General features: G+C 58.4%; 25 protein-coding genes. 10 read left to right on the forward strand and 15 right to left on the reverse strand.

Annotated features, from left to right (window positions below):
• Positions 1 to 61 precede the first annotated feature (61 nt).
• The gene (locus tag AC2D8U_RS12510) at positions 62 to 712 is read left to right on the forward strand and encodes a hypothetical protein (protein ID WP_484619401.1); all 651 of its coding nucleotides are present in this window, start codon (positions 62 to 64) and stop codon (positions 710 to 712) included.
• A 70-nt stretch (positions 713 to 782) separates the two neighbouring features.
• Here AC2D8U_RS12510 and fis read toward each other — a convergent pair whose 3' ends face one another.
• The 3 genes from fis to prmA form a co-directional block, all read right to left on the reverse strand.
• The gene (gene fis, locus AC2D8U_RS12515; RefSeq protein ID WP_013343972.1) at positions 783 to 1,091 is read right to left on the reverse strand and encodes a DNA-binding transcriptional regulator Fis; all 309 of its coding nucleotides are present in this window, start codon (positions 1,089 to 1,091) and stop codon (positions 783 to 785) included.
• A gap of 19 nt (positions 1,092 to 1,110) precedes the next feature.
• Positions 1,111 to 2,076 (reverse strand): tRNA dihydrouridine synthase DusB, encoded by a 966-nt coding sequence (gene dusB / locus AC2D8U_RS12520; RefSeq protein WP_484619402.1) that lies wholly within the window; start codon positions 2,074 to 2,076, stop codon positions 1,111 to 1,113.
• 236 nt (positions 2,077 to 2,312) lie between these two features.
• On the reverse strand, positions 2,313 to 3,194 hold the full coding sequence (gene prmA / locus AC2D8U_RS12525; RefSeq protein ID WP_484619403.1) for a 50S ribosomal protein L11 methyltransferase: 882 nt from the start codon (positions 3,192 to 3,194) through the stop codon (positions 2,313 to 2,315).
• A gap of 221 nt (positions 3,195 to 3,415) precedes the next feature.
• Here prmA and AC2D8U_RS12530 point away from each other — a divergent pair, with 221 nt between their 5' ends.
• The 5 genes from AC2D8U_RS12530 to AC2D8U_RS12550 all read left to right on the forward strand — a co-directional run bounded on the left by AC2D8U_RS12530 (position 3,416) and on the right by AC2D8U_RS12550 (position 9,404).
• Positions 3,416 to 4,117, forward strand: coding sequence for a succinate dehydrogenase/fumarate reductase transmembrane subunit (locus tag AC2D8U_RS12530; protein ID WP_484619404.1), 702 nt, complete (start codon positions 3,416 to 3,418; stop codon positions 4,115 to 4,117).
• Between the two features lie 88 nt (positions 4,118 to 4,205).
• Positions 4,206 to 4,892: a fumarate reductase cytochrome b subunit gene (locus tag AC2D8U_RS12535; RefSeq protein ID WP_484619405.1), complete on the forward strand. Its 687-nt coding sequence runs from the start codon at positions 4,206 to 4,208 to the stop codon at positions 4,890 to 4,892.
• A 15-nt stretch (positions 4,893 to 4,907) separates the two neighbouring features.
• Positions 4,908 to 6,899 (forward strand): fumarate reductase flavoprotein subunit, encoded by a 1,992-nt coding sequence (locus AC2D8U_RS12540; protein ID WP_484619406.1) that lies wholly within the window; start codon positions 4,908 to 4,910, stop codon positions 6,897 to 6,899.
• Entirely contained in the window at positions 6,896 to 7,633 is a 738-nt protein-coding gene (locus AC2D8U_RS12545; protein ID WP_484619407.1) for a fumarate reductase iron-sulfur subunit, read from the forward strand. Before AC2D8U_RS12540 ends, AC2D8U_RS12545 begins: the two co-directional genes overlap by 4 nt.
• Before the next feature lie 190 nt (positions 7,634 to 7,823).
• Complete coding sequence (locus AC2D8U_RS12550; protein ID WP_484619408.1) at positions 7,824 to 9,404, forward strand: S8 family serine peptidase; 1,581 nt, start codon at positions 7,824 to 7,826, stop codon at positions 9,402 to 9,404.
• A gap of 330 nt (positions 9,405 to 9,734) precedes the next feature.
• Here the strand turns inward: AC2D8U_RS12550 and AC2D8U_RS12555 are convergent, their stop codons facing one another.
• From AC2D8U_RS12555 to AC2D8U_RS12585, 7 genes are all read right to left on the reverse strand, one after another.
• Complete coding sequence (locus AC2D8U_RS12555; RefSeq protein ID WP_484619409.1) at positions 9,735 to 10,037, reverse strand: hypothetical protein; 303 nt, start codon at positions 10,035 to 10,037, stop codon at positions 9,735 to 9,737.
• Between the two features lie 202 nt (positions 10,038 to 10,239).
• Positions 10,240 to 11,586 carry an acetyl-CoA carboxylase biotin carboxylase subunit gene (gene accC, locus AC2D8U_RS12560; protein ID WP_484619410.1) on the reverse strand — a complete coding sequence of 449 codons (1,347 nt, stop codon included), beginning with the start codon at positions 11,584 to 11,586 and terminating at the stop codon, positions 10,240 to 10,242.
• An 11-nt stretch (positions 11,587 to 11,597) separates the two neighbouring features.
• The gene (gene accB, locus AC2D8U_RS12565; protein ID WP_484619411.1) at positions 11,598 to 12,053 is read right to left on the reverse strand and encodes an acetyl-CoA carboxylase biotin carboxyl carrier protein; all 456 of its coding nucleotides are present in this window, start codon (positions 12,051 to 12,053) and stop codon (positions 11,598 to 11,600) included.
• 8 nt (positions 12,054 to 12,061) lie between these two features.
• Positions 12,062 to 12,523, reverse strand: a complete 462-nt coding sequence (gene aroQ, locus AC2D8U_RS12570; protein WP_484619540.1) for a type II 3-dehydroquinate dehydratase — start codon at positions 12,521 to 12,523, stop codon at positions 12,062 to 12,064.
• A 166-nt stretch (positions 12,524 to 12,689) separates the two neighbouring features.
• Positions 12,690 to 13,109, reverse strand: coding sequence for an alternative ribosome rescue aminoacyl-tRNA hydrolase ArfB (gene arfB / locus AC2D8U_RS12575; protein ID WP_484619412.1), 420 nt, complete (start codon positions 13,107 to 13,109; stop codon positions 12,690 to 12,692).
• Positions 13,110 to 13,215: 106 nt separating this feature from the next.
• On the reverse strand, positions 13,216 to 13,815 hold the full coding sequence (locus AC2D8U_RS12580) for a peptidylprolyl isomerase (protein WP_484619413.1): 600 nt from the start codon (positions 13,813 to 13,815) through the stop codon (positions 13,216 to 13,218).
• Positions 13,816 to 13,935: 120 nt separating this feature from the next.
• Entirely contained in the window at positions 13,936 to 14,316 is a 381-nt protein-coding gene (locus AC2D8U_RS12585) for a DUF2057 family protein (RefSeq protein ID WP_484619414.1), read from the reverse strand.
• 432 nt (positions 14,317 to 14,748) lie between these two features.
• On the opposite strand from AC2D8U_RS12585, the gene AC2D8U_RS12590 reads away from it, so the two are divergent.
• The 3 genes from AC2D8U_RS12590 to AC2D8U_RS12600 all read left to right on the forward strand — a co-directional run bounded on the left by AC2D8U_RS12590 (position 14,749) and on the right by AC2D8U_RS12600 (position 17,218).
• Entirely contained in the window at positions 14,749 to 15,795 is a 1,047-nt protein-coding gene (locus AC2D8U_RS12590; protein ID WP_484619415.1) for a patatin-like phospholipase domain-containing protein, read from the forward strand.
• A gap of 120 nt (positions 15,796 to 15,915) precedes the next feature.
• Positions 15,916 to 16,125, forward strand: coding sequence for a DUF2061 domain-containing protein (locus tag AC2D8U_RS12595; RefSeq protein WP_484619416.1), 210 nt, complete (start codon positions 15,916 to 15,918; stop codon positions 16,123 to 16,125).
• Positions 16,126 to 16,636: 511 nt separating this feature from the next.
• Positions 16,637 to 17,218 carry an LON peptidase substrate-binding domain-containing protein gene (locus tag AC2D8U_RS12600; protein WP_484619417.1) on the forward strand — a complete coding sequence of 194 codons (582 nt, stop codon included), beginning with the start codon at positions 16,637 to 16,639 and terminating at the stop codon, positions 17,216 to 17,218.
• On the opposite strand, the gene AC2D8U_RS12605 is transcribed toward AC2D8U_RS12600, so the two are convergent.
• From AC2D8U_RS12605 to AC2D8U_RS12625, 5 genes are all read right to left on the reverse strand, one after another.
• Entirely contained in the window at positions 17,184 to 18,788 is a 1,605-nt protein-coding gene (locus AC2D8U_RS12605; protein ID WP_484619418.1) for a cation:proton antiporter domain-containing protein, read from the reverse strand. The genes AC2D8U_RS12600 and AC2D8U_RS12605 overlap by 35 nt on opposite strands.
• Before the next feature lie 162 nt (positions 18,789 to 18,950).
• Positions 18,951 to 20,177 (reverse strand): ABC transporter permease, encoded by a 1,227-nt coding sequence (locus AC2D8U_RS12610; protein ID WP_484619419.1) that lies wholly within the window; start codon positions 20,175 to 20,177, stop codon positions 18,951 to 18,953.
• Positions 20,174 to 20,875, reverse strand: coding sequence for an ABC transporter ATP-binding protein (locus AC2D8U_RS12615; RefSeq protein ID WP_484619420.1), 702 nt, complete (start codon positions 20,873 to 20,875; stop codon positions 20,174 to 20,176). The genes AC2D8U_RS12610 and AC2D8U_RS12615 overlap by 4 nt, the downstream gene beginning before the upstream one ends.
• Positions 20,875 to 22,275: an efflux RND transporter periplasmic adaptor subunit gene (locus AC2D8U_RS12620; RefSeq protein ID WP_484619421.1), complete on the reverse strand. Its 1,401-nt coding sequence runs from the start codon at positions 22,273 to 22,275 to the stop codon at positions 20,875 to 20,877. The genes AC2D8U_RS12615 and AC2D8U_RS12620 overlap by 1 nt, the downstream gene beginning before the upstream one ends.
• 172 nt (positions 22,276 to 22,447) lie before the next feature.
• Entirely contained in the window at positions 22,448 to 23,110 is a 663-nt protein-coding gene (locus AC2D8U_RS12625) for a TetR/AcrR family transcriptional regulator (protein WP_484619422.1), read from the reverse strand.
• A gap of 170 nt (positions 23,111 to 23,280) precedes the next feature.
• Here AC2D8U_RS12625 and AC2D8U_RS12630 point away from each other — a divergent pair, with 170 nt between their 5' ends.
• Positions 23,281 to 24,069 carry a sterol desaturase family protein gene (locus AC2D8U_RS12630; RefSeq protein ID WP_484619423.1) on the forward strand — a complete coding sequence of 263 codons (789 nt, stop codon included), beginning with the start codon at positions 23,281 to 23,283 and terminating at the stop codon, positions 24,067 to 24,069.
• The last annotated feature ends 53 nt before the right edge of the window (positions 24,070 to 24,122 follow it).

Here is a 24,122-nt window from a genome sequence, read left to right on the forward strand (position 1 = left end):
TTCCATGGTAAGGTGAAGCATCGGATTAGACCAAAGTATGAGCACAGGACAAGGACGGACCATGAGTGCATATGAGGTATTGAAACAGCGCCACCGGGCGCAGCGGGACGGATGGGATCAGGCTTTATCGGTACGCATCCACCGAGCACTGAGCTGGCTGCAGCGCTCGGAGCTGTGCGATAACGATCCCGACGGTGAGTTCCTGTTTTTATGGATAGCGTTTAACGCCGCTTACGCCAACGATTTGCGCAGTGATCATCCCCCGGAGATCAAAGCATTGCGGGATTTTATCCACCACCTGCATCGGGTTGATCGCAGCGAATGCCTGGATCAACTGGTGTGGCAGGAGTTCTCTGGGCCGATCCGGGTACTGCTCTCCAATCCCTATGTGTTTCAGCCATTTTGGGAGTGCCAGAAGAACCCTGAATGCCAGGATGGCTGGAAGTGGTCCTTCGACAAGGATCAGAAAAACGTCAAACGGGCCCTGGGTAATGGGGACACGGAAAGGGTGCTCAATGTGGTGTTTAACCGGATCTACACCCTGCGCAACCAGCTTATCCACGGTGGGGCCACCTGGAACAGTGGCCTGAACCGCGACCAGTTGCGCGATTGCGTGGCCCTGATGCGGGCCATCGTGCCGGCGATCCTCACCATCATGATGGACAAACCCAATGAGGATTGGGGCCGGTTGCACTATCCAGTGGTGGAGTGAGTCACTCTTTCAAAGGCAACAAAAAACCCGAGCCAAGGCTCGGGTTTTACGCATGAGAACCGGGCGGTTCTTAGTTCATGCCGTATTTCTTCAGCTTCTTGCGCAGCGTACCGCGGTTGATGCCCAGAATGTTGGCGGCGCGGGTTTGGTTACCGCGGGTGTACTGCATCACGATGTCCAGCAGTGGCTGTTCAACTTCACACAGAACCATTTCGTACACTTCGGAGGCTTCTTGGCCATCCAATTGAGCAAAGTAGTTGCTTACGGCGCGCTTTACGGAGTCACGCAGCAGCTGCGGCTTCACGGTACCGTTTGGGGTTTCGATCTGACCTACGGTCAGCTGGTGCGCTTCAGAAAAGGAGTTCTGCTGATCAAACATACTGTCTTTGCTCTGTCTCTTAACAATCAAATTGCTCGAAAAAGCCGGCTAGGGCCTCACGCTGCGCTAACGCCGATTCCAATTGGTTGAATTGGCGACGCAGCTCCGGTTGTTGCTGGTGATCCAGGTACCATCCCACATGCTTTCGGGCGATGCGCATGCCGCGCGGTTCGCCGTAAAAGTCATGCAGTGCAACGAGGTGTTCCTGCATCAGTGCCTGTCGCTCCGCTTTAGGCGGCGGCGCCAGGCGTTGTCCGGTTTCCAGGTAGTGGTGGATCTCGCGAAAGATCCAGGGGCGCCCCTGTGCAGGACGACCCACCATGAGTCCGTCGACTCCGGTTTTATCCAATACCTCTCTGGCCTTCTCCGGGCTGTCGATATCACCATTGGCGATGACAGGAATGGAGATGGCCTGCTTAATGGCCGCAATGGTGTCGTACTCGGCTTCGCCCTTGTACATGCACTGTCGGGTTCGACCGTGCACGGCCAAGGCCGCAATGCCGTTTTGTTCGGCAATACGGGCGATCTCGACGCCATTGCGGTTGTCCGGATCCCAACCGGTTCGGATCTTGAGGGTGACAGGGACCTCGACGGCGTCGACGACGGCATTGAGGATCTGGCGCACAAGATCCGGGTGGCGCAGCAAGGCTGAACCAGCCAGCTTCTTATTAACTTTTTTTGCTGGACATCCCATATTGATGTCGATGATCTGGGCACCGCGCTCCACGTTAAAGCGCGCCGCCTGTGCCATCAACTCGGGTTCACAGCCTGCGATTTGGACGGAGCGGATCCCGTCTTCGCCACTGTGATCCATCCGGGCCATCGATTTCTCTGTCTTCCAAACATCAGGGTTGGAAGAGAGCATCTCTGACACGGCTAACCCGGCACCAAGCCGGCGACACAGTTGGCGGAAAGGAAGATCGGTAACACCGGCCATCGGCGCCACGATCAGCTGGTTTTCCAGATGATAGGGTCCAATTTTCATGAGTTACACGCGTCCGCATCCGAAACAAGGGGGCGAATCTTACTCTTTTTTTAGGGGTGTGGGAAGGTCAGAAAATGAACGCAGAGCAAATTTTTTAGCTTGACTTCTTGGTGACCAAACCTTATTCGAAGGGGGCAAACACGTTAGCGGTTACTTACTTACGTGGTTGCCCTTGAGTTGGCTATTTTTTCTACTGGTCTGGACTGTCAAAGTGAAGAACTTTGTTCAGGGGCGACTCAACGCTTGATGCCATCCAGGCGGCACCAGTCCCCTTCGATGGCTGTGGGGTTGAGATCGAACCATTGGCCGTAGATCGTGCGCAGCTCTTCGGCTTGCTCCTGCAGCAGGCCGGAGAGGGCCAGTTGACCACCTGGTTTGACTAAGGCGCTGATCACCGGGGCCAGTTCGCGCAACGGACCGGCCAGGATATTGGCGACCACGACATCGGCCTGAATGTTCTCCGGCTGATCCTTGGGCAGGTAGACGGTGAGCTGGTCTTTGACGCCATTGCGCTCGGCGTTGTCGGCGGAGGCGGTCAGGGCCTGGGGATCGATATCCAGGCCGACCACGTCGGCGGCGCCCAGTTTGATTGCGGCGATGGCCAGGATGCCGGAGCCACAGCCAAAGTCGACCACGAACTTGCCGGACAGATCCAGGCCGTCCAGCCAGGTCAGGCACAGGGCGGTGGTAGGGTGGGTGCCGGTACCAAAGGCCAGACCGGGATCCAGCAGCACATTAACGGCATCGGGCTCCGGGGCTTCGCGCCAGCTCGGGCAGATCCACAAGCGCTTGCCAAATTGCATGGGGTGGAAGTTTTCCATCCACTCCCGCTCCCAGTCCTTGTCCTCCAGCGCTTCAACTTTGTAAGTCATTTGATTGGCCAGCTCCGGCAGTTGCTTGAGCTTCTCAATCACTGGCTTCATGTCGACGATGGCGTCGAACAAACCGACTACGTCGGTATCGCCCCACAACCGGGTTTCGCCGGGCAGGGGCTCAAATACAGGGGTGTCCTGGGCATCCAGGAAGGTGACGGAGGCGGCGCCCAGCTCCATCAGTTGATCACTGATGGTGTCGGCGGTCTCGGCGGTAGCGTTGAGGCGCAGTTGGATCCAGGCCATGGTGTTTTTATCTCTGTCGATAGCAATGGGCGAATTGTAATGTCTCTGAGGCGTTGTGCCAGTGTTTTCCCTAAGTTCAAGGAGGAATTTGGTTTGTGATCCGCCTCCCGTCTATCGGTCAGGCTATGGGTATTTTTTTCAGAACATGATCCCGGTCAAATCAGTGCTCGTCAGCACTGCGTAGTGTTGTGGCTAAAGTGTATCGACGGGGCAATCAAACTATGCGCAAGTTGTTAGAGCTCGGGCGGGGCCCGGCCCGGATGGATCTGATGCAGGGGATAGCCGGTGCGGCCCTGACGCTGTTCCTGTTCGTTCATTTGCACATGGAAGCCAGTGTCTTGTTGGGTCCAGAGGCGTTCGACGCGGTGGCCTGGTTCCTTCATGCCGGATGGGCCGATCCCGCCGGGATTGGCTATGGCTTTATGGTGATCCTGGCGGTGCTGGTGGTTTTGGTGCTCCTGCTGGTTCATGTGATTGGCGTGATGCGCCGCCTGCCAACCGAGTGGCGCAAGATGCAGGCGTTGCGCCAACACATCAATGTGGTGCGCCATGACGGTACTCGGCTGTGGCTGGTACAGGTGGTGACCGGTGCGGCCCTGATGATCCTGCTGCCTATTCATTTGATCACCATGATGACCCAGCCACACAGCCTGGGGGCGGAGCCCTCATCCCTTAGGATCGTGTTTGAAGGGGGGTGGCTCTTGTATGGCCTGTTGCTGCCCGCCTCGGTGATCCATGGTGTGGCAGGTATGGCCCGGCTCTGGCTCAAATGGTGTCCTTATGCTGAGCCTCGCATCAATGGGCGCCGTTGGATGCGCCGCCTGGCGGTCTATTTGATCGTGCTGGGAACAGCCAGTCTGTTGATGCAGGTGAATAATGGCCTGTTTCTGTTTAGCCAGAATGTAGCGACAACCTTTCCTTAACCTGTGAAAGTTTGTTCTGGATCGGGTTGGCGGATGTCTCAAGCTGATAAATACTGCTAGCGACACTTGGCATTGATAAGGAGCCATCATGCCTGCCACGCTATCTCGTCGCTTTTACCGTTTATCCGCTTGGATCGATCTCGTGCAAAGTGCCTCCGGTGCTGCCCTGGCGCTGTTTCTCTGGCTGCACCTGCTGCTGGTTTCCTCCATCTTGCTGGGGCCAGAAGCGATGAATTTCATCGCTCGCAGTCTGGAGCTGGGGTTTCTCAGTGACGACGGCCATGGCTACCCCTGGGTGGTGAGCGTGATGGCGATGGGGATCCTGCTGCTGGTCGCGCTGCACGCCCTGACGGCGCTACGTAAGTTTCCCCAGAACCTGAATCAGTGGTGGGTGTTGAGTCGGCACCTGCGTCAACAGCCCCATCCTGAGACGCGGTTGTGGCGATTACAGGTCATTACGGGTTTTGTGCTGTTTCTGCTGTTACCGGCACACTTGTGGACCATGATCAGCCAGCCCGAAACCATTGGTCCGGAGGGGGCAGCACGACGGGTCTGGGAGCAGGGGATGCTATGGCTCTACCTGCCTATGCTTTTTGCCGTTGAGGTGCATGCCATGATTGGTTTGTACCGGGTGATCCTTAAGTGGTTTCCCGTATTGCCGAGCCAGAGGCAATACCTGATCCGGCTGCGTCTGGTGCTCAGTACGGTGTTTATCGGAGTAGGTTTGGCGGCGTTAGTGGCCTTTGTGCGTTATGCGCTGGAGTATGGTGGCTAAGTGAGTGAGCAAAAAATGAAAACAATCTATACCGACGCTCTGGTGATCGGCGGAGGCCTGGCTGGGCTCAGGGTGGCGCTGGCGTGTCGACAGCGGGGTCATCAGGCTACGGTGTTGTCCCTGGTACCGGCTAAGCGCTCTCATTCGTCGGCGGCCCAGGGGGGAATGCAGGCCAGCCTGGGTAACTCGGTGATGGGAGAGGGGGACAACGAAGATGTTCACTTCCTCGATACCGTCAAGGGCTCTGACTGGGGCTGTGATCAGGCCGTGGCGAGGATGTTTACCCATGTGGCACCCAAGGCGGTGCGTCAGGCGGCAACCTGGGGTGTGCCCTGGAGCCGGATCAAGGCGGGTCCCCGTAAGGCTGTGGTCAATGCCGAGTCCGTCACCCTGAAAGAGCCGGTGTCGGCTCACGGGCTGATCCAGGCTCGGGACTTTGGTGGGACGGCCAAGTGGCGCACCTGCTATACCTCCGACGGCACCGGCCACTCGGTGCTCTACGCCCTGGATAATGAGGCGATCGGGGCTGGAATTGAGATCCATGAGCGGGTCGAGGCCCTGCGCCTGATCCACGATGGCCAGCGGTGTCACGGGGCCATAGTGCGGGATCTGATCAGCGGCGAGTTGATCGCCTACCTGGCCCGCACCACCACCATCGCCACCGGCGGCTGGGGGCGGCTCTGGTCGGTCTCCACCAATGCCCTGATCTGCGAAGGAACGGGGGCGGCACTGGCGCTGGATGCCGGGGTGGCACTGGGCAACCCCGAGGCGGTGCAGTTTCATCCCACGGCCATCGTGCCCGTGGGCATTCTCACCACAGAAGGCTGCCGTGGCGACGGCGGGCTGCTGCGGGATGTCGATGGCCACCGTTTTATGCCGGACTATGAGCCGGATAAGAAAGAGTTGGCTTCCCGGGATGTGGTGTCCCGCCGCATGACCGAGCATATGCGCAAGGGCAAGGGGGTACCGAGCCGCTATGGTGATCACCTGTGGCTGGATATTACCATCCTGGGGCGTGAGCACATCGAGAAGAATCTGCGCGAAGTCAAAGAGATCTGTGAAAACTTCCTGGGGATCGATCCTGCCGAGGAGTGGATCCCGGTGCGCCCGACCCAGCATTACTCAATGGGTGGGGTGCGCACCAAACCCGATGGCGAAAGTGATGGTCTTGATGGCCTCTATGCCGTCGGTGAGGCGGCCTGCTGGGACATGCACGGTTTTAACCGCCTGGGCGGTAACTCCCTGAGTGAAACTGTGGTGGCGGGCATGATCGTCGGTGACAAGGTGGCCGATGCCTGTGAGGTGAATGCCATGGGCGAGCCGGGACTGGCTCGCCGTCATGGCGATGCGGTTCGTCAGGAGATCGACCAGCTGCTTTCCGGTAACGGGGAAGGACCGAGTGCGGTGGCGCTGCGCACTCGCATGGAAACCATCATGATGGAGAAGGTCGGGATCTTCCGCAACGGCCCACAGCTGGAGGAGGCGGTGAGTGAATTGGCCGAACTCGAACGGCAAAGCCGCAGCCTGACCCTCCAGACGAAGAAACGCCACAGCAACCCCGAGCTGGTGGAGGCCCTGCGCCTGCGTAAAATGATCAAAGTGGCCCTGTGCATCGCCACGGCGGCCCGGGACCGCACCGAGAGCCGCGGGGCCCATGCCCGGGAGGACTATCCTGAGCGCAATGATCGTGACTGGTTGAACCGGACCCTGGTGCGCTGGCCCGAGGGGGAGGATGCCCCGAAGATCGAGTATGAAGCCTTGGATGTCATGGCCATGGAGCTGCCGCCCGGCTTTCGGGGATACGGCAAGGATCTCACCATCGCCCACCCGCAGACCGAGCAACGCCAGGCCGAGATCGATGCCTGGGATCAGGCCCATCCCGATGCGGCGCCGTTGGAGCGGATCAAGGCACTGAATCCTGATGTTTTTGAGACGCTGCCAGAGGCACTGCATCAACCCAACGCCCGCCGGGCTGTGAACCCTAAAGCCCCAGGAGAGCAAGCATGAGCGCCCGTACCCTGACGTTTGAGATCTTCCGTTTTGACCCCTTTGTCGAGGGGGAGAAACCCAGGATGCAAACCTTTGAGCTGGAGGAAGCGCCGGGCATGACGGTGTTCGTGGCACTGAAAATGTTGCGGGAGCAGCAGGATCCCAGCCTGCAGTTCGATTTTGTCTGCCGGGCCGGGATCTGCGGCAGCTGTGCCATGGTGATCAATGGCCTGCCGACTCTGGCCTGCCGTACCCTGACGGCCAACTTTAAAGACGGTCGCATCAAGTTGATGCCCCTGCCCGGGTTTGAGCTGATCGGCGATCTGTCGGTCAATACCGGCAAGTTTATGCGTAGCCTGTCGGAACGGATCGGTGCCTGGCTCCACCCCAAGGGAGAAACGCCCCACAGCATGGATGCCATGGAGCAGAAGATGGAGCCCCATCTGGCCGAGTCCATTTATGAAACAGATCGCTGCGTCGAGTGCGGCTGCTGTGTGGCCAGCTGTGCCACGGCCCAGATGCGCGAGACTTTTGTCGGCGCCGTAGGCTTTAACAAGGTGGCCCGCTTTGCGCTGGATGATCGTGATCGCCGAGGGGTGGATGATTTTTACCATGTGATCGGCGATGAGGACGGCGTGTTTGGTTGCATGACCCTGCTGGGCTGTGCCGACACCTGCCCGAAGGATCTCAACCACCAGGCTCAGATCGGCTACCTGAGGCGAAAACTGGCGCTCCACCCGAGGATCCTGTAAAGACTCTGGCATCCACAACGCCTCCCCTGGGAGGCGTTGTTTTGTTGTGGCCGATAAGGGCATAGATGCGATAGCTATTTTGCAATCCGTGGCGACAGCGACTAGGTTGGGGATCCGCAGCTAGGTTGTCGAGGCCCACTTGGGTTCGTGCTGCTCCGTTAGACATTTTAGTGTTTTAGGGAGCCAGACAATGCAACACTCATTCTTCAACATGGCCCTGGCGGGGGTCGCTGCTGCACTCCTGCTGGCGCCCGCTACCGCTTCGGCACAGGATGCCCGCTATATCGTTAAGTTCCAGGCTGGCAAAGGACAGGCAGTGGCCGCCGCAGTGGGTCAGGGGCGGATCAAACGCACCCTGAAGGGACGTAATGCCTTCTCCGCCAGCCTCAATGCCGGTCAGGCCCAGGCCCTGGCCAATAACCCCAATGTCGAATACGTCGAAGAGGACGTCAAACGCTACATGCTGGCGGAGACCACGCCCTATGGGGTGCCCATGGTGCAAGCCGATCTGCTCACGGATGCCGCCGCAGGTAACACCAAGGTATGCATCATCGACTCCGGCTACGATGGCGGCCACGAAGATCTGTACCAGGGGGCGATGATCAGCGGTACCGACGATCCGGGCACCGGCAGTTGGAACAGTGATGAGAACAGCCATGGTACCCATGTGGCTGGCACCATAGCCGCCATCGGGGGAAACAATACCGGAGTACTCGGTGTTTTGCCCTCGGGTAACCTCAACCTGCACATCATCAAGGTGTTTGGTGCCGATGGCTGGGCATACTCCTCTGGCCTGGTGGCGGCCCTGGATGCCTGCAAAGCGGCTCAGGGGGGCGACAACCTGGTGATCAACATGAGTCTGGGGGGCAGTCGCAAGAGCCGCTTCGAGGAAAGCGCCTTTGCCCAGGCCAACAGTGAGGGGATCCTGAGCATCGCCGCGGCCGGGAATGATGGCAATACCCGTCATTCCTACCCGGCCTCCTACGGCTCCGTGGTGTCGGTCGCGGCCATTGATGAGAGCAAGATGGTGGCAGACTTCTCCCAGCAGACGGATCAGGTGGAGCTGTCTGCTCCAGGGGTTGGGATATTGTCCACTGTGCCCATGGGCACCGCCAGTGTGGCGTCATTGAGCACGGGAGCCGGTGATGTGGCGGCGGCCGGCCTGGAGGGCAGCCCCATCGGCTCGGTCAATGGCACCCTGGTGGATTGTGGCCTGGGTGACTCCGCCTGCAGTGCCGCGGCGGGTAACCTCTGCCTGATCCAGCGTGGCAACATCGCTTTCTCCGATAAAGTGCTCAACTGTGAGGCCGGTGGCGGAGTAGGGGCGGTGATCTACAACAATGAACCCGGTATGTTGTACGGCACCTTGGGGGGGGTCAACACCGGGATCCCCTCGGTAGGGATCAGCGACCTTGATGGTGCGACCCTGCTGGCCAGCCTGGGCAGTGCTACCTTGACGGTCGAGGCAGGCAATTACGCCCCCTTCAATGGCACCTCCATGGCCACGCCTCACGTGGTGGCGGTGGCGGCCCTGGTGTGGAGCCACCATGCGACCTGCAGCAATGATCAGATCCGCGCCGCGCTCAATGCCACGGCAGAAGATCTTGGCACCGCAGGCCGTGACAACGCCTATGGTCATGGCCTGGTGCAGGCCAAAGCGGCCAGTGACTACCTTGGTGCCGACTGTGGTGCAGCGAATGGTGGCGGTGACTCAGGGGGGGACAATGGTGGGGGAGGTAAAGGCGGCAAACCCACAGGTCGAGGCCGGTAAGTCGTTTTAAGGCAACAAGGGGCGGCTACTGGTCGTCCCTTTATTGCCTGTGGTCAATCAGCTGACGACTTCGCGTCGGGCTTTTCCTCAGAGTCTTGGTACTCGTTTCTCTGTCTGATTGGGCAGGGAGTGTCACTCCCCGTCGGTGCCCATGCCTTGTTTCGGATCATAAGGGCTGGCCCAGGCCCGGTGGTGGGGCGAGACCATATCGTTTCGATGATTGCAGCAAACGCGACTAGGTGGCTATTGAGTCAGCGTTAGCCGTTGCCCCTTGGCGACAACGCCCTGTCCTGGCCTTTGTTCAGGGCGTTGCTTGTAAAGGGCGCTGGCTTAGCATGCTGTACGGTCAGAGCTGGGTGTCAACTCCATACGATCCGCTTCATGGTGGCTGACCGCATGGCTGACAGCTTGGGTTTGTGCCGTTCCATGGGGGAGGAACTCGGGGGCTTGCCAGCGCAGATCGCGCTCTGCTGATGACAGGCTGGGAAGGTGCTGAGTCGTGATGTTGTTTCGTTGCGTCAACGGTAGATTATTCTCTGCAGGATAGAGGTTACGATCTGCTTCATGTTGCCCGCCTTTGGCCCATGCACTGCCGGATAATATTGCAAAAATCAGAATGGTTGCCTGTGTCATAACGTATTCCTTTACCCTGGGGGTTTGATGTTGTTTGGTCTTGTTTCATGGCGTATTTCAGTCCATTTTCCGCCTAAAGAAAATGTGAAAAATAGCGGCAAACCATTCGATTAATTAGGAGAATTTTTTGATAGAGCTGTGGTCGTATCCCGTTTTGCCAAAAAAAAAGACGGCCTAAGCCGTCTTTTTCAGGGGGATGCGATCACTTTTCCGCTTCGAGCTTCTTCTCCAGGTAGTGGATATTGGTACCACCGTTCTGGAAGTTCTCATCGTCCATGATGCGTTGCTGCAGCGGGACGTTGCACTTGATCCCATCGACGACCAGTTCACGCAGGGCGTTGCGCATACGGGCAATGGCGATCCCACGGTTTTCACCATAGGTGATCAGCTTCCCGATCATGGAATCGTAGTGCGGCGGCACCTTGTAGCCAGCGTAGATATGGGAGTCCCAGCGGATCCCCATACCACCAGGCGGGTGGAAGTGGGCAATGGTGCCAGGCGAGGGGATAAAGGTATCCGGATCCTCGGCGTTGATGCGACACTCCATGGCGTGGCCGCGGATCTGCACGTCATCCTGGGTGATGGACAGGGGCTGACCAGCGGCAATGCGCAATTGCTCTTTGATCAAGTCCACACCCGTAACCATCTCGGTCACAGGATGCTCTACCTGAATACGGGTGTTCATCTCAATGAAGTAGAACTCGCCGTTTTCAAACAGGAACTCGAAGGTTCCGGCACCACGGTAGCCGATCTCGATGCAGGCGCGGGCACAGCGTTCACCGATGAATTTACGCATCTCTTCGGTGATCCCGGGTGCCGGGGCTTCTTCCACCACCTTCTGGTGGCGACGCTGCATGGAGCAGTCGCGCTCACCCAGGTGGATGGCATTGCCCTGGCCATCGGCCAGTACCTGAACCTCCACGTGACGTGGATTTTCCAGGAACTTCTCCATGTAGACCACGGAGTTACCAAAGAAGCTACCGGCTTCCGACTGGGTAATGGCGATGGCTTCGACCAGTTCGCTCTCTTTGCGCACGACACGCATGCCACGACCACCACCACCACCGGCGGCCTTGATGATCACCGGGTAGCCGATGCGTTTGGCGATCTGAACATTGCGTTTGGCATCGTCGCCCAGTGGGCCATCGGAGCCTGGTACGCAAGGTACGCCGGCCTTCTTCATCGCTTCGATGGCCGATACCTTGTCGCCCATCAGGCGAATGGTGTCGGCTTTCGGGCCGATAAAGATGAAGCCGCTTTTTTCCACCTGTTCGGCAAAGTCGGCATTCTCAGAGAGGAAACCGTAGCCGGGGTGGATGGCGATGGCGTCGGTGACCTCGGCCGCAGCGATCAAAGCCGGAACATTGAGATAGCTCTGGTTGGCGGGCGCGGGACCGATACAGATGGTCTCATCGGCCAGCAATACGTGTTTCAGATCTTTATCGGCGGTGGAGTGCACCGCCACGGTTTTGATCCCCAACTCGCGACAGGCGCGCAGGATCCGCAAGGCAATTTCGCCACGGTTGGCGATCACCACTTTATCCAACATGAGGCGTTTCCTTACTCGATGATGAACAGGGGCTCATCAAACTCAATCGGGTCGCCGTTTTCGGCCAGGATGGCTTTGACGACACCGGCCTTGTCGGCTTCGATCTGGTTCATCATCTTCATCGCTTCGATGATGCACAGGGTATCGCCCACGTTAACGGTATCGCCGATCTCGACGAATGGCTTGGCGCCCGGGGTCGCTGCGCGGTAGAAGCTACCAACCATCGGAGATTTCACCTGGTGGCCTGCGGGGGCATCGCTGGCGGCCGCGGGGGCGGCAGCTGGAGCGGTGACGGGAGCTGCAGCAGGCACAGCGGCCGGGGCCGGTGCTGCGTAAGCCATTGGGGCGGCTACCGGGGCGTTGGTGCTGGCGATGCGTACGCTCTCTTCACCTTCGGTGATCTCCAGCTCGGCGATGCCGGATTCCTGTACCAGTTCGATCAGTTTTTTAATCTTGCGAATGTCCATAGCGGCGCTTAATCCTGTTGCTCAGTTTGTTGTTTTTGCAAAAAACTTTGGGCTGCTTCAAAGGCAAAACGGTAGCCCTCGGCCCCCAGTCCACAGATCACGCCCTGGGCCACATCCGAAAAGTAAGAGTGATGTCGGAAGGGTTCACGGGCATGTACATTGGAAAGGTGGATCTCAATAAAGGGGATGGCAACGCCCAGCAGTGCATCGCGCAGGGCGACGCTGGTGTGGGTGAAGGCAGCGGGGTTGATCAGAATAAAATCCGCAGTACTAGTGTGGACCGCTTCGATCAGCTCGGCTTCGCTGTTGCTCTGCAGGTGGGACAGGCTGATCCCGGCCTTGTCGGCCTGGTTTCGTAACCCAGTGACGATGTCGTCCAAAGTTTGATGGCCATAATGGCCAGGCTCCCGGCGACCCAATAAGTTCAGGTTGGGCCCATTTAGAAGCAAGATCTGTGCATTGTGTGACATCATGTCTCCATCCCCTGCGAACTTACGGTTAAAAGTCGACAAAAATAGCTCGTGGCTGAAATCTGACCACTTGTCTCCGTGTTCTAAATTGATTGAGCCATTATAACGACGTTAATGAATTTGGCAGCACTTTACTGGTCTAATCTCCGCAGGATCACCGCAAGGTTCATTCAAATGACTTGCGACTTCGAAGTGCCTTGGTCTGGCCATGGCGTTTTTTCGCGTCGACCCGTTTGCGTACAGAGCTGCGCGTGGGTTTGGTGGCAACCCGCTTTTTTACAACGACCATCGCCTGATCAATCAAGGCTTTCAGCCGGGCCAGGGCGTCTTGCCGGTTCATCTCCTGGGAGCGATATTGCTGGGCCTTGATGATGATCTTGCCACTGGCCGTGAGGTTTGGGTGGGCACGGGAGAGGATCCGCTCTTTGTAATAGTCGGGCAGGGATTGGGAGTGTTTGACGTCGAAGATCAGCTGGATTGCCGTGCTGGTCTTATTGACGTGCTGACCGCCTGGGCCGCTGGCCCGGATCATCTGAAACTCGAGTTCATGGGCGGGAATGGTGACCCGCTGGGACAAAGTAAGCATGACCGGAGTGTACGCCGCTTTGGGCGGAGGATAAAGGTGGGGCTTGACCGTCAGCTGGGACAGTGCTTACCCCACTTCTTGTGCTATTGAGTGCCTTAAGATCGGCTCAGGGCAGCTTAGGGCAGCGAGTCGGCACGATCTGGTCGATGGTGATTGGCTCTACTGGGACATCTCTGTGTCCCCCCTGGCTATGGGTCTCGACGGTTGCAATGGTGTCGACGATCTCCATCCCGCTCAGCACCTGACCAAACACCGCATAGCCAGGTCGTTGACCTCGTACATCAAGGTTGGGGTTGTCCACCAGATTGATGTAGAACTGGGAGGTGGCAGAGTCTGGATGTTGGGTCCGGGCCATGGCGAGGGTCCCCCGCAAATTGCTCAACTCGGCCTGCCCCTCATTGAGGATGGGGTCACTGGTTGCCTTTCGCTCCAGAGTCTCGGTCAGACCGCCGCCTTGGATCATAAAGCCGTCGATGACGCGGTGAAATATTGTGTCTTGATAGAAACCACTTTCAACATACTGGTGAAAGTTATTTCCGGAGACTGGAGTCTGGCTGGTGTCGACGCCCAGCAGGAGCGTGCCCAGGCGGGTCTCCAGTTGATAACATTGATCGACACTCAGGTTGCTCGATGGCAGGGGGCCTTCAACCATAGGTTGGCAGGCAAACAGTAAAGGGGCGCAGAGCAGGGGGAGAAAGGATCTCATGTTTCGTCCTTGGAGGTGGTAACAGATCAGGGAATTGTATGCTGGCTCCCGCTCCAAAATCGACGGTAGAGACGCAAAAAACGGCGCATTAGCGCCGTTTTTTCTCTGCGACTGATAGTGTTACAGCGCAAAGTTAAGGGCTTGGTCCCCTTGCAGTACGTTCACTGCGACGGCGCGGCCGTTCTGAGTCAGTTGTAACCCGTCTTGGGTTTTGCTGAGCTGGTAGGTGCCACTGCCCTGGGCATCGAAGACCAAGTAGATGGGCTTGGACACGGTAAAGTCGTTCTGCTCACGGTTATGAATGACGTTCTGTTCATGGCGAACGGTGACCACTTGCTTCCCTTGAGTCAAGGCGACAGAATCCGCGTGGACGGAGACGGCGTCACCGTTGACGGCGGTGGCAAAAAAGCCTTTGCTCAACTCTAATTGGCTGGCCTGCGCGCCAGCGCTCAATAGCAGAGTGGCTGCTAACGAGGCGATCAAGGTTTTGGAATTGCGCATGATGATTCTCCTTCCTAAAAACAGCGCCAGAAGGTGCATCGTCGGCCAGCTAACCGGGATGACCCTTATTAAGCCACGGGTGACTCCCTAATCCTTCAAGGAAGTATAACTGGATTTTTGTGATCCAGATCACCGTGGCGTTATTTTATGTTTATCACTAAGTTGACAAAAAGTGAACAAAGTGGTGCGCATTAGTCCCGGTGAGAAATGAAATTCAGAGGGATTGCCCTAGGGCCAGGCATGATTTGGTGATTGCGATGCGGAGAGTTGCAGACAAATGTGTGGTTCTAGGAGCGATTAGTCCAAAAAACAGCGCTAAATTCCAAATCTTAACATTCTGCGCTTGCGCCGATGGCAATCGAAAAAGGGACCAAGTCAAAAAGCGGTGTTGCTAACTTGTTATCGCTGGCGTTATTTATCAGGGAGTTATCATTGAAAATGTTACAAATGGTGGTCGGGCCGACGGCTCGACGCCTCATAGAGCAAGAGGGAATGGTCCCTGGGCTATTTGATAAATGGATCGCCGCCAGTGGCGGTCCCAAGTGGTTGCCCTTGGCCGCGCTGGATCGACACTTGAGCCAGGCTTTTTTATCTAGGGATCAGTCGTTGAGTTTGATGGGGACCTCATCCGGAGCGTGGCGCTGTGCTGCCTTGTGCCATCCCGATCCCCTTGAGGCACATGCCCGCCTTCAGTCTGGCTATATTCACCAGCGCTATGACTCGAAGCCGACTCCTCAGGATGTGGAGGCCCAGTGTCGAGGTTTGTTGGAAGCCGCTTTTGAGCCAGGTAGCCATGATCAGATGCTGACACATCCCAATAGGCACTTGAACGTGATTGTCTGCCGGGGACGGGGCCCGGCTTCCTCCCCGCTGCCTTCAGTGTCGGCGCTGGGGGCGGTACTGACCGCGGGTATCAACCTGCTCGATCGCCGTGCCATCACCGCCCTGTGGCAACGGTGGGTGCTGCATGCCGGTGCTGACTCTGTGTTCAGCGGGATGGCGGATCTGCCTACTCGAAGTGCGACTTTGTCTGCACAGAGTCTGATCCCAGCACTGCTGGCCAGTGGCAGTATCCCTATGGTGCTTCCCGGTGTCAGGGATCTCCCCGGCACGGCCCCGGGGCGCTATTTTGATGGAGGGGTGACCGACTATCATCTGGATCTCCCGGCTCTGCGCCAGGGTAAACTGACGCTGTACCCCCACTTTTATCCGGATGCCGTCCCGGGTTGGTTTGATAAGTCGCTCCCTTGGCGCAGAGCCGGGGACAATTTCGACAAGGTGGTGATACTGGCGCCGACCAAGGCCTTTGTTGAGCGACTGCCAGGGGGCAAGTTACCGGATCGAACGGATTTTAAACGGTTGGACACGGAATCGCGGATCACAGCTTGGGAGCGGGCGGCCGAGATGGGAGAGGAACTGGTGGCAGAATTTGAAGGGCTGCGTCGGGATCCGCAGGCTTACATCTGCTCGGCGGAGTGAATGTCTCGATCTGCTCCTCATCGATTTTTTAGATTAAGAGCTTCTTAGAATTGCCCTTGTGTTACGAATGAGAATTGATATCATTTGTTCAAGTTCAGCGTTCAGCCTCTGGAGCCCGGTATGACTAAGACCCTCACCTTTGCCATGATGCATTTTAGTATCGCCTTCTTACTGGCGTATATGATCACTGGAAGCTTGGTGGTAGGTGGCCTGTTGGCTGTCATCGAGCCAATGGTCAACACCTTGGGGTATACCCTTCATGAGCGGCTCTGGGCCCGGTTCGACGCACGGCGTCAAACGCCACAGTCGAAAGAGCTGGCGCTGACTTAACCTTCCATCCTCCCTGCAAAAGCAAGCGCCATTACCTTTGGGTCATGGCGCTTTTTTGCCCCTTGAGGTCGAGCCAGCGAAACCGGGATCCTGTCTGGGCCTCTCTCGGGGAGGGTCTTTCCTTGCCAGAGAGAGTGCTGATAGAGAGGCAAAAAAAAACCGGCTGATGAGGCCGGTTATCACAGGGATGATGAGATGGTATTGCTGGCCTGCGTCCTTGCTGACCGTTGTCGGGGTCGGGTTGCTGGGAAAGCTTTACCCTCATCTGACACCTTAATATTGGCACGACGCCGGTGACGGGCTCCAACGGGAAAAGCGCATCTCAGTAATCGACTTTTCCGCTTGAAACCTCGGCCCTAAAAGGTGAGTCGGAAGGCCCAATGGCGATCAACACACTAAACTTGAAACAAGTTCGAGATCCAGATGGTCTAAACTGGTACCGCCTGTCGGGAGAATGATGGCTCCCGTCTGAACGTTAAAAAATGACCCCATCGCTGCAACCGGAGGCTCTATGAAACGCATAGAGACTGCGCTGCTCCCTATTGAGGCACCGGTATTGCCTCAAGGGCGAAAGGAGCTGCGCATCGTTACTCCCGGGCAGCTAAGGATGGTTGCGAATTCCCTCAAGGAAGATAATGCCTGGCTCGTGGTCTGCATGAACCGCGAAGAGTCTGAAATGCCCTGTTATCCTATTGCCACCCAAGTTCAAGTGGTGGATTTTCATCAGCTGGACGATGACTCGCTCTCCATTGTGGTGGAGGGGGTGCAGAAAGTGCGTATCTCAGAGGTCTGGGCTTCGCCAGACGGTGTTTGGATGGGACGGGTTTTGCCGGTTCCCAACTGGCCTTCCCGTCCCCTTGGGGGGGGGTATGCCATGCTGGGAGAGGCACTGCGCCGCCTGTACGATACCCAACCGGCGCTGGCGGATCTCTATCCCGATCTTGAGCTGGATGACGCCTGTTGGGTCAGTCAACGTTGGCTGGAGGTCCTTCCCCTGATTGAGAAGGACAAACAGATGCTGATGGAGCAGCCGGATTGCCGCAAGACGATGCAGTACGTTATGTCTTTGATCCAGTCCCATCAGGCGGAGTGACGCCCGTCAGTTCAATCACCTGCTCGGCAACACCGGCTCCGGCGGCCTCGTAGATGTTGTAAACCCGGTGGACGCCCAGTTTGTAGAGGGCGTCGGCTTCTTCTGGCCAACGAGAGACGGCGGCAATCTGGCCGGTAAAGCCAATCAGGGCCAGTTGTTGGGCAGTAAATTCATTACCGTGGTGGTAGGGCATAGCCAGGATGGCCAGTTCGAGTCCACCGCTGTGTTCCAACTTGTCCCAGAAATCCGTATCGGTTGCGTCTCCCATGACAACGTTTCGGCCGGCGGCCAGTTGATGATCAACCGCATCTTGCTTGTGATCGATCCCCAGGATCCGATCGCCATAATACTGTTTGAGATCGTCATAGGCACCGGAGCCGATCCGGCCCATGCCCACGATCACCACTCGAGGATCGCCCATCTGGATTGGTTGTTCCTCCTTAAGCAAGACTTCTCTTTCCAGGCCACCCAGTCGATTTTTCCATTTGCGATAGAGTGTCTGTCCCTGATCGGATAACGGGGCGGAGATGATAAAGCTGAAGGTGACCGCCAGGGCCATTACGCGCAACCAGCCTGGATCCATGGTGCCACTGGCGATGGCCGCCGTCAGGACGATCAGGCCAAATTCGGAGAAGTTCCCCAGGGTTAGGGTTGCCATCATGGCGCTGCGCAGACGTAGACGGAAACGGGTCAACAGCCCCAGGAACAGGGCGCCCTTAAAGGGTAACAACACCATCAGTGCCACAGCTGCCACGATTTCACTTCCCGTGGGCAGGCCCTGCTGACCTATGGTCAGGAAGAAGGCAACCAGGAAGAGTTCCTTAAACAGGAACAGGGATTTGGACAGTTCGTTGGCTTTTTTATGTCCCGCCAGCAACAGGCCCATGATCAGGGCGCCCAGATCGGGCTTGAGGCCGACCAGATCGAACAGGGCGGCGCCGGGCACCAGGGCCATGGCCAGACCGAACAGAACCAGCATCTCACCGTGGCCGACCCTATCCAGTAGGCGGTAGAGGAGGGGGCGCAGCAGGGGCAGGGTGAGTAGGCCCAGCGCCCAGACGGAGGGCAGGGCACCTTTGCTGGCGGTCAGGTACACCACGGCAAACAGGTCCTGCATGATCAGGATCCCAATGGCGGTTCGGCCGTACAGGGTCTGGCTGTCGCCCCGCTCTTCGAGCACCTTGATGGCAAAGACCGTACTGGAGAACCCCAGGGCAAAGGCCAGTACCAGGGTTTGCTCCAGCGACAGGGCGGCAAAAAGGCTGATCCCCAGTGCACCAAATAACTTGATGGCGGCGCTGGCCACCACCAGGGTGATCCCCAAGTGGAGGCTGGCCCCCCCCCAGACTTCGGCCTTGATCAAGCTGCGCAGATCCAGCTTCAAACCGATGGCGAACAGCAGCAGCAGTACCCCGAGATCGGCGATGGGCTCCAGGAAGGGCAGGGCCTCGATCCCGGCGCCAAACAGGGCGAAGCCTGCCAGCAGATAGCCGATTAAAGGGGGGAATCCGACCAGGGTGGCGACTAGGGCCAACACCAGCGGGAAGACCAATAGCATGGGTTCCATCATGACGCTCAGGGTTCCTCTGTACAGCTTGGGCGGGATGCCCGGGAGGCGTCATTCTAGCAGTTTGGCTAGCTATTGGGGGATGTAACTATCAGTAATATATTTACTTTAAGGCTGCGTTAGGGCAGGGAGGGGGACGAGCGGCCCTCCCTGCGATGCGTCCTCTTACTCGTAGCGCAGGGCCTCGATGGGATCCAGGTTGGCGGCCTGGTAGGCGGGGTAGAAGCCGAAGCCGACGCCGATCACCGCCGTGGCGCCGATGCTGATCAGCATGATGACGGGGGACAGGGCCATGCTCCAGCCAAAGGCGCTCTGCATCACCACCATGGCGGCCAGCGAGAGGGCCAGCCCCATCAGCGCACCGAGCAGACACAAGACCACACTCTCGATCAAAAACTGCAGCAGGATATCCCGGGGACGGGCCCCCACGGCCATGCGCAGGCCGATCTCCCGGGTCCGCTCGGTGACTGACACCAGCATGATGTTCATCACGCCGATGCCGCCCACCAGCAGAGATACGCCGGCGACGCCTGCCAGCAGGGAGTTAAACACCTGGTTGGCCTGGGCCCGGGTTTCCATCATCTGCGACAGGTTCATGATGCTGAACGGCGAGGGCTGACTGGCGCCGATCCTGTGCCTTTGGTTTAGCAGGGACAAGGCCTCTTCGCTGACCAGATCCATGTTTTGGGCATCGTCGACGGACAGGGTCAGGCGGGAGACCCGGTTGACGTCGTTGCTGTTGTAGCCCAGCACCCGGCGGTTGGCCGTGCTGATGGGGATCATCAGGGTGTCATCCTGATCGTTGCCCCGCATGTCCTGGCCCTTGCCTTTGAGCAGGCCGATGATCTCCAGTGGCACCTTGTTGACCCGGATGGTTTCCCCCAGCGCATAGTGGGGTTGATCGAACAGTTCCCGGGCCACGGTCTCGCCGATCAGCGCCACCCGGCCACTGTTACGGATCTCCGTTTCGGTGAAGGCGCGTCCGGCGGACAGCTCCCAGTTGGCGGCGATCAGCTGATCGGCGTTGATCCCGGATACCGAGCTGTTCCAGTTGCGGTTACCGGCGATGATCTGGGCGGAGCGGCTGTTGCTGGCTCCGGCGGCGACGATCTCGGGGATCTCCCGTTTCAGTGCCTCAACATCCGCCAGCTGGACTCGATCTCGGCTGCCGGCCGCCCCGGCCGCGCCCCCGCTTTTGCTGGAGCTGGCGCGGACCATCAAGAGGTTGCTGCCCAGGCTTTCGATCTGCTTTTCCACTTCTCGCTGGGCGCCTTCGCCGAGGGCAAACATGATCACCACGGCGCTGATCCCGATCACGATCCCCAGGGTGGTGAGGATGGAGCGCATCAGGTTGCGGCGCAGTGAGAGCAGGGCGGTGATCACCAGTTTCATGCCGCGCCCTCCTGTGCGGTTTGGCTTTCGTCGAGGAGTCGGCCGTCGCGGACGGTGACGATGCGATCCGCCTGGGCGGCCACCTCGGCTTCGTGGGTGATCAACACCACGGTGTGGCCCTGACGGTTGAGCTGGCGGAACAGGGTCATGATCTCACCACTGGTCTTACTGTCCAGCGCACCGGTCGGCTCATCGGCCAGCAGGATACTGGGCCGGTTGATCAGCGCCCGGGCGATGGCTACCCGTTGCTGCTGGCCCCCCGACAGCTGAGCCGGGGTGTTGTCGAGGCGATCGCCCAGGTTGACCCGCTCCAGGCAGTCGATGGCCCGTTGGCGTCCGTCGGGGACAAGCTGGTCCTGATACATCAGGGGCATCATCACATTGTCCAGGGCCGAGGTGCGGGCCAGCAGGTTGAACTGCTGGAAGATAAAGCCGATATGGTCCCGGCGTAATTGGGCCAGCTGGTCTTTGCTCATCCCCGTGGTGCACCGGCCGTGCAGGGTGAGTTCGCCGGATTCCGGGGTCATCAGGCAGCCGATCATGTTCATCAGGGTGGACTTTCCCGAGCCCGATGGCCCTATGATGGCGACCATCTCACCGGTTTCAATGGTCAGATCGATCTCGGACAGGACCTGGAAGCGCTCCCCGGCCATGGGGAAGCTGTGGCTGAGTTGCCGGCATTCGATGGCGATGGACATCATTGGCTCCGCATCTGGGTGATCACATCGATGCCGGTCAGATCCGGACTCAGCACGGCGGTAAAGTCACCGTCGCTGATCCCGAATTGAACCGGGATCAGCTCGGGCGCTTGGTCTTTCATCACGAGCAGGTGCCCGGGACGGATCGCCCCACTGTCGATCTTGGCCTTCAGTGCTTTCTGCTCGTCGGTGAGGATCCGATCCAGCAGCTGGTTCATCCGTTGCCGGGACTGCTCCCGATTGCGCTCGGCGGTTCGGGGATCCCCCGCGCTGGCATTGCGCTTGGGGCTCGCCTCGCGGATCTGCTGGCGTTGCTCATCGGTCAGGTTGAGCAGGGCCATCGAACCGCCACGACCTCCCCGCTCTTTGCCTTTTTTGCCCCCTTTCTCCTGAGGCTGGGCCTTGGCCTGGCGCTCTGCCAGGCGGATGGCGGCATTGGGCACTCGCTGAATATCCCGCAGGTTGTCGATATGCAGTTCGAGGTTGGCGGTCATGCCCGGCAGCAGCTGGCCGGCCCGGTTATTGGCACTGATGATCACCGTGTAACTGACGACCCCGGAATTGGTCTGCGGTGCCCGGCGGATCTGCTGCACCCGGCCGTTGAAGCTGCTGTCCGGGAAGGCATCCACGTTAAACTCGACTCGCTGATCCAGGGCGATCTGGCCGATATCCGATTCATCGATATAGGCCTCGATCTCCATCTGGGCCAGATCTTTGGCCAGGGTGAACAGCTCAGGGGTATTCAGGCTGGCTGCCACCGTCTGGCCGGCTTCGATGGTGCGGTTGATCACGAAGCCATCGATGGGGGCACGGATCTCGGTGCGGTCCAGTTCGATCTGGGCCTGATCCCGGCTGGCCTGATTGCTCAACAGGGTGGCCTGCAGGGCACTCAACTGGGCCTCTGCCTGTTGTTGTTCAAGCTCGGTCAGCCTGACCCGGGTTTGGTATTGGTCCAACTCATCTTCGGAGATGTGTTTCTCCGCCACCAGCGCCTGGGCCCGCACCAGCTCGCGCTTAGCCTGGTTGGCGTTCACCCTGGCCCGTTCGATGGCGATCCGCTGCAGGCGGAGATCGGCCTGGGTCCTGGCCACCTGAGCCTGGCTCTGATCCAGTCGGGCCTGGAAGGTGCGGGGATCGATCTGGGCCAGCAGTTGATTGGCGCTGACCGTGTCGTTGAAGTCGACATAGACTTGGGTGATCTGGCCGGACAGTTGAGCCCCCACCACCACGTCATCCACCGCCGCCAGGGTGCCGGTGGCCGCCACGGTTTTGCGGATCTCACCGATCTGGATGGACTGTGTCTGATAGCTCATCGCCGCTTCGGGCGACTCTCCGGGACGGAGTGTAACTGTGGCAACGAGGCCGAGGAGCACGGCCGCGGCAATCAAAGATCTTCTCATTGGAGTCCTGCAAGGTGGTGGAAACTGACGCCATGGTAGCGTGTTTATCCCCTCCCGTACGGACCCCATGCACTTGGTTACTCTTGGTTACATTTTGCGAAATTTTTCGCCGAGTTGACCCGAGTCCGCGATTGGATCCGATCATCACTATCCCATCAAAAAGACCTCAGGTTCAGCTCGGTTCAAAGCCTGCGGCCAAGGTCTCCAGCAGCAGATCGAGCCGCTGCCAGGGGGAGAGGGGAGCCGCTTGCAGGCCTAATTGCCAGGGGGCGTGGGGCTCGGTCAGTTGGCCGAGTGTCGCGAAGATGGTGTTGTGGGCCAGCTGCAGGCGAAATTCCACCCGGTTCTTCGGTTGAGCCGGCAACAGCTCATAGAGCAGATCGAGCAGATGCACTCCGAGGCTGCCCAGTTGCTGGCCAGCGACCTGAATATATACTGGATTACGCTCGTGATGCAGCTGCACCAGCACCCGCACAAAGCGCTCGCCTTGGGGGCCGCCGTCGATCATCATCTCGGCCAGGGGGCGTGCCAATACCGTCAACAGATCACTCAGCTCGACCTTGGGGTTGTCCAGCAGGTGCGCCTGGACCAGTTGTTGACGCCTTTGAGTCAGGGTAGGAAAGCGTCGGCGCAGCAGGGCCTCAAGCAGGCCGTCGCGGCCACCGAAATGATAGTGGATCACCCCCTGGCTGATCCCGCAGGCCTTGTTGATCTCTCTCAGTGAGACTCGAGCGACCCCCTCTCTGGCGAACAGGGCCTCGGCCTTATCGAGGATGTCGTTGCGGGTGGCGGTACCCTGTCGGCGCCCCTGTCGCCCTTCCATTGCTTGAACCAAAACGGATCTCCCTCCCCTGTACTGTCTCTAGGCTAACATGAAGCCGTTGCCGGAACGGGGGTTTATTTTGTCTGCTAAAACAAAAACGCTTATGGAAGGGGTTGACGCTGTTCCATCGCTTCACTAAGTTCTTTAACCATGTGGTGAAATAGTGAGGCGAAGGATTGCAGATGAATATGGAACAGTTCGTGACCCTGGCCGTTGTGGCCACCCTGGTGCTGGGCTTGCTGATAGAGCGCTTTTGGCTCTACCGGGATAACTGGCATTGGCGGTGGCCCGATTACTGGAAGAGCCTGGGAGGCTTTATGGGTCAGGCGATCTCGGGGCGGCTGATGGGGGTCTCCTTCGGTCTGCTGTTTGCCTGGGCGTTTCCCGGCATGGCCGGTAGTTTGTCGGGGATGAACATCGCACTGGCATTCTGCTTGATCTGGGCATTGGAGGAGCTGGTGTTTTACTGGATGCACCGTTGGGCCCATGAGAAGAAGTGGCTATGGAAACTTCACCGAACCCATCACAGCGCCGACAAGATGGGGATGCTGGTGCTCTTTCGTTATAACTTTTTCTGGCCCTTCCTACGGCCGCAGACTTGGTTTGGTGCCTTTGCCGCCTACTTTGGTCTGCTGGAGGCTTACTGGCCCTTCGTCGTGGTGAGTTTCATCATAGGGATCTATACCCATCTGCCCTATCGCTGGGATCTGCCCCTGTATGAGATCCGCTGGCTCAAGCCGTTGATCTGGGTCGTGGAGCGGGTTGTGGTGACGCCGGATACCCACCATGCTCACCATGGCATGGGCCGTTATGGTCGCTTGACGGGAAACTATGCGACCTCGTTGTTCCTATGGGATGTGATCTTTCGGACCGCTTACATTCCCCATGCGCGGCAGAAACGCTTCGGGTTACCGGTCAAAAATCTGGATACCGCAGAAGAAGTATTTTGGCCGTTAGTCCGTAAGAGTTGAGTATGAATACAAACGGTTTCTCATACTTACTGGCGTCTTAAAGCGGGTGGAGA

The organism is Ferrimonas sp. YIN67 (assembly GCF_057219095.1).

What these genes read in the sequence shown, in the direction of transcription:
- AC2D8U_RS12550 (WP_484619408.1), top strand. Translation starts at nt 7,824, where the DNA reads ATGCAACACTCATTCTTCAACATGGCCCTGGCGGGGGTCGCTGCTGCA.
- AC2D8U_RS12620 (WP_484619421.1), bottom strand. Translation starts at nt 22,275, where the DNA reads ATGAGAAGATCTTTGATTGCCGCGGCCGTGCTCCTCGGCCTCGTTGCC.
- AC2D8U_RS12600 (WP_484619417.1), top strand. Translation starts at nt 16,637, where the DNA reads ATGAAACGCATAGAGACTGCGCTGCTCCCTATTGAGGCACCGGTATTG.
- AC2D8U_RS12605 (WP_484619418.1), bottom strand. Translation starts at nt 18,788, where the DNA reads ATGATGGAACCCATGCTATTGGTCTTCCCGCTGGTGTTGGCCCTAGTC.
- accB (WP_484619411.1), bottom strand. Translation starts at nt 12,053, where the DNA reads ATGGACATTCGCAAGATTAAAAAACTGATCGAACTGGTACAGGAATCC.
- AC2D8U_RS12540 (WP_484619406.1), top strand. Translation starts at nt 4,908, where the DNA reads ATGAAAACAATCTATACCGACGCTCTGGTGATCGGCGGAGGCCTGGCT.
- dusB (WP_484619402.1), bottom strand. Translation starts at nt 2,076, where the DNA reads ATGAAAATTGGACCCTATCATCTGGAAAACCAGCTGATCGTGGCGCCG.
- AC2D8U_RS12555 (WP_484619409.1), bottom strand. Translation starts at nt 10,037, where the DNA reads ATGACACAGGCAACCATTCTGATTTTTGCAATATTATCCGGCAGTGCA.
- accC (WP_484619410.1), bottom strand. Translation starts at nt 11,586, where the DNA reads ATGTTGGATAAAGTGGTGATCGCCAACCGTGGCGAAATTGCCTTGCGG.
- fis (WP_013343972.1), bottom strand. Translation starts at nt 1,091, where the DNA reads ATGTTTGATCAGCAGAACTCCTTTTCTGAAGCGCACCAGCTGACCGTA.
- AC2D8U_RS12585 (WP_484619414.1), bottom strand. Translation starts at nt 14,316, where the DNA reads ATGCGCAATTCCAAAACCTTGATCGCCTCGTTAGCAGCCACTCTGCTA.
- arfB (WP_484619412.1), bottom strand. Translation starts at nt 13,109, where the DNA reads ATGCTTACTTTGTCCCAGCGGGTCACCATTCCCGCCCATGAACTCGAG.
- AC2D8U_RS12610 (WP_484619419.1), bottom strand. Translation starts at nt 20,177, where the DNA reads ATGAAACTGGTGATCACCGCCCTGCTCTCACTGCGCCGCAACCTGATG.
- AC2D8U_RS12510 (WP_484619401.1), top strand. Translation starts at nt 62, where the DNA reads ATGAGTGCATATGAGGTATTGAAACAGCGCCACCGGGCGCAGCGGGAC.
- aroQ (WP_484619540.1), bottom strand. Translation starts at nt 12,523, where the DNA reads ATGTCACACAATGCACAGATCTTGCTTCTAAATGGGCCCAACCTGAAC.
- AC2D8U_RS12615 (WP_484619420.1), bottom strand. Translation starts at nt 20,875, where the DNA reads ATGTCCATCGCCATCGAATGCCGGCAACTCAGCCACAGCTTCCCCATG.
- AC2D8U_RS12595 (WP_484619416.1), top strand. Translation starts at nt 15,916, where the DNA reads ATGACTAAGACCCTCACCTTTGCCATGATGCATTTTAGTATCGCCTTC.
- AC2D8U_RS12530 (WP_484619404.1), top strand. Translation starts at nt 3,416, where the DNA reads ATGCGCAAGTTGTTAGAGCTCGGGCGGGGCCCGGCCCGGATGGATCTG.
- AC2D8U_RS12580 (WP_484619413.1), bottom strand. Translation starts at nt 13,815, where the DNA reads ATGAGATCCTTTCTCCCCCTGCTCTGCGCCCCTTTACTGTTTGCCTGC.
- AC2D8U_RS12630 (WP_484619423.1), top strand. Translation starts at nt 23,281, where the DNA reads ATGAATATGGAACAGTTCGTGACCCTGGCCGTTGTGGCCACCCTGGTG.
- prmA (WP_484619403.1), bottom strand. Translation starts at nt 3,194, where the DNA reads ATGGCCTGGATCCAACTGCGCCTCAACGCTACCGCCGAGACCGCCGAC.
- AC2D8U_RS12535 (WP_484619405.1), top strand. Translation starts at nt 4,206, where the DNA reads ATGCCTGCCACGCTATCTCGTCGCTTTTACCGTTTATCCGCTTGGATC.
- AC2D8U_RS12545 (WP_484619407.1), top strand. Translation starts at nt 6,896, where the DNA reads ATGAGCGCCCGTACCCTGACGTTTGAGATCTTCCGTTTTGACCCCTTT.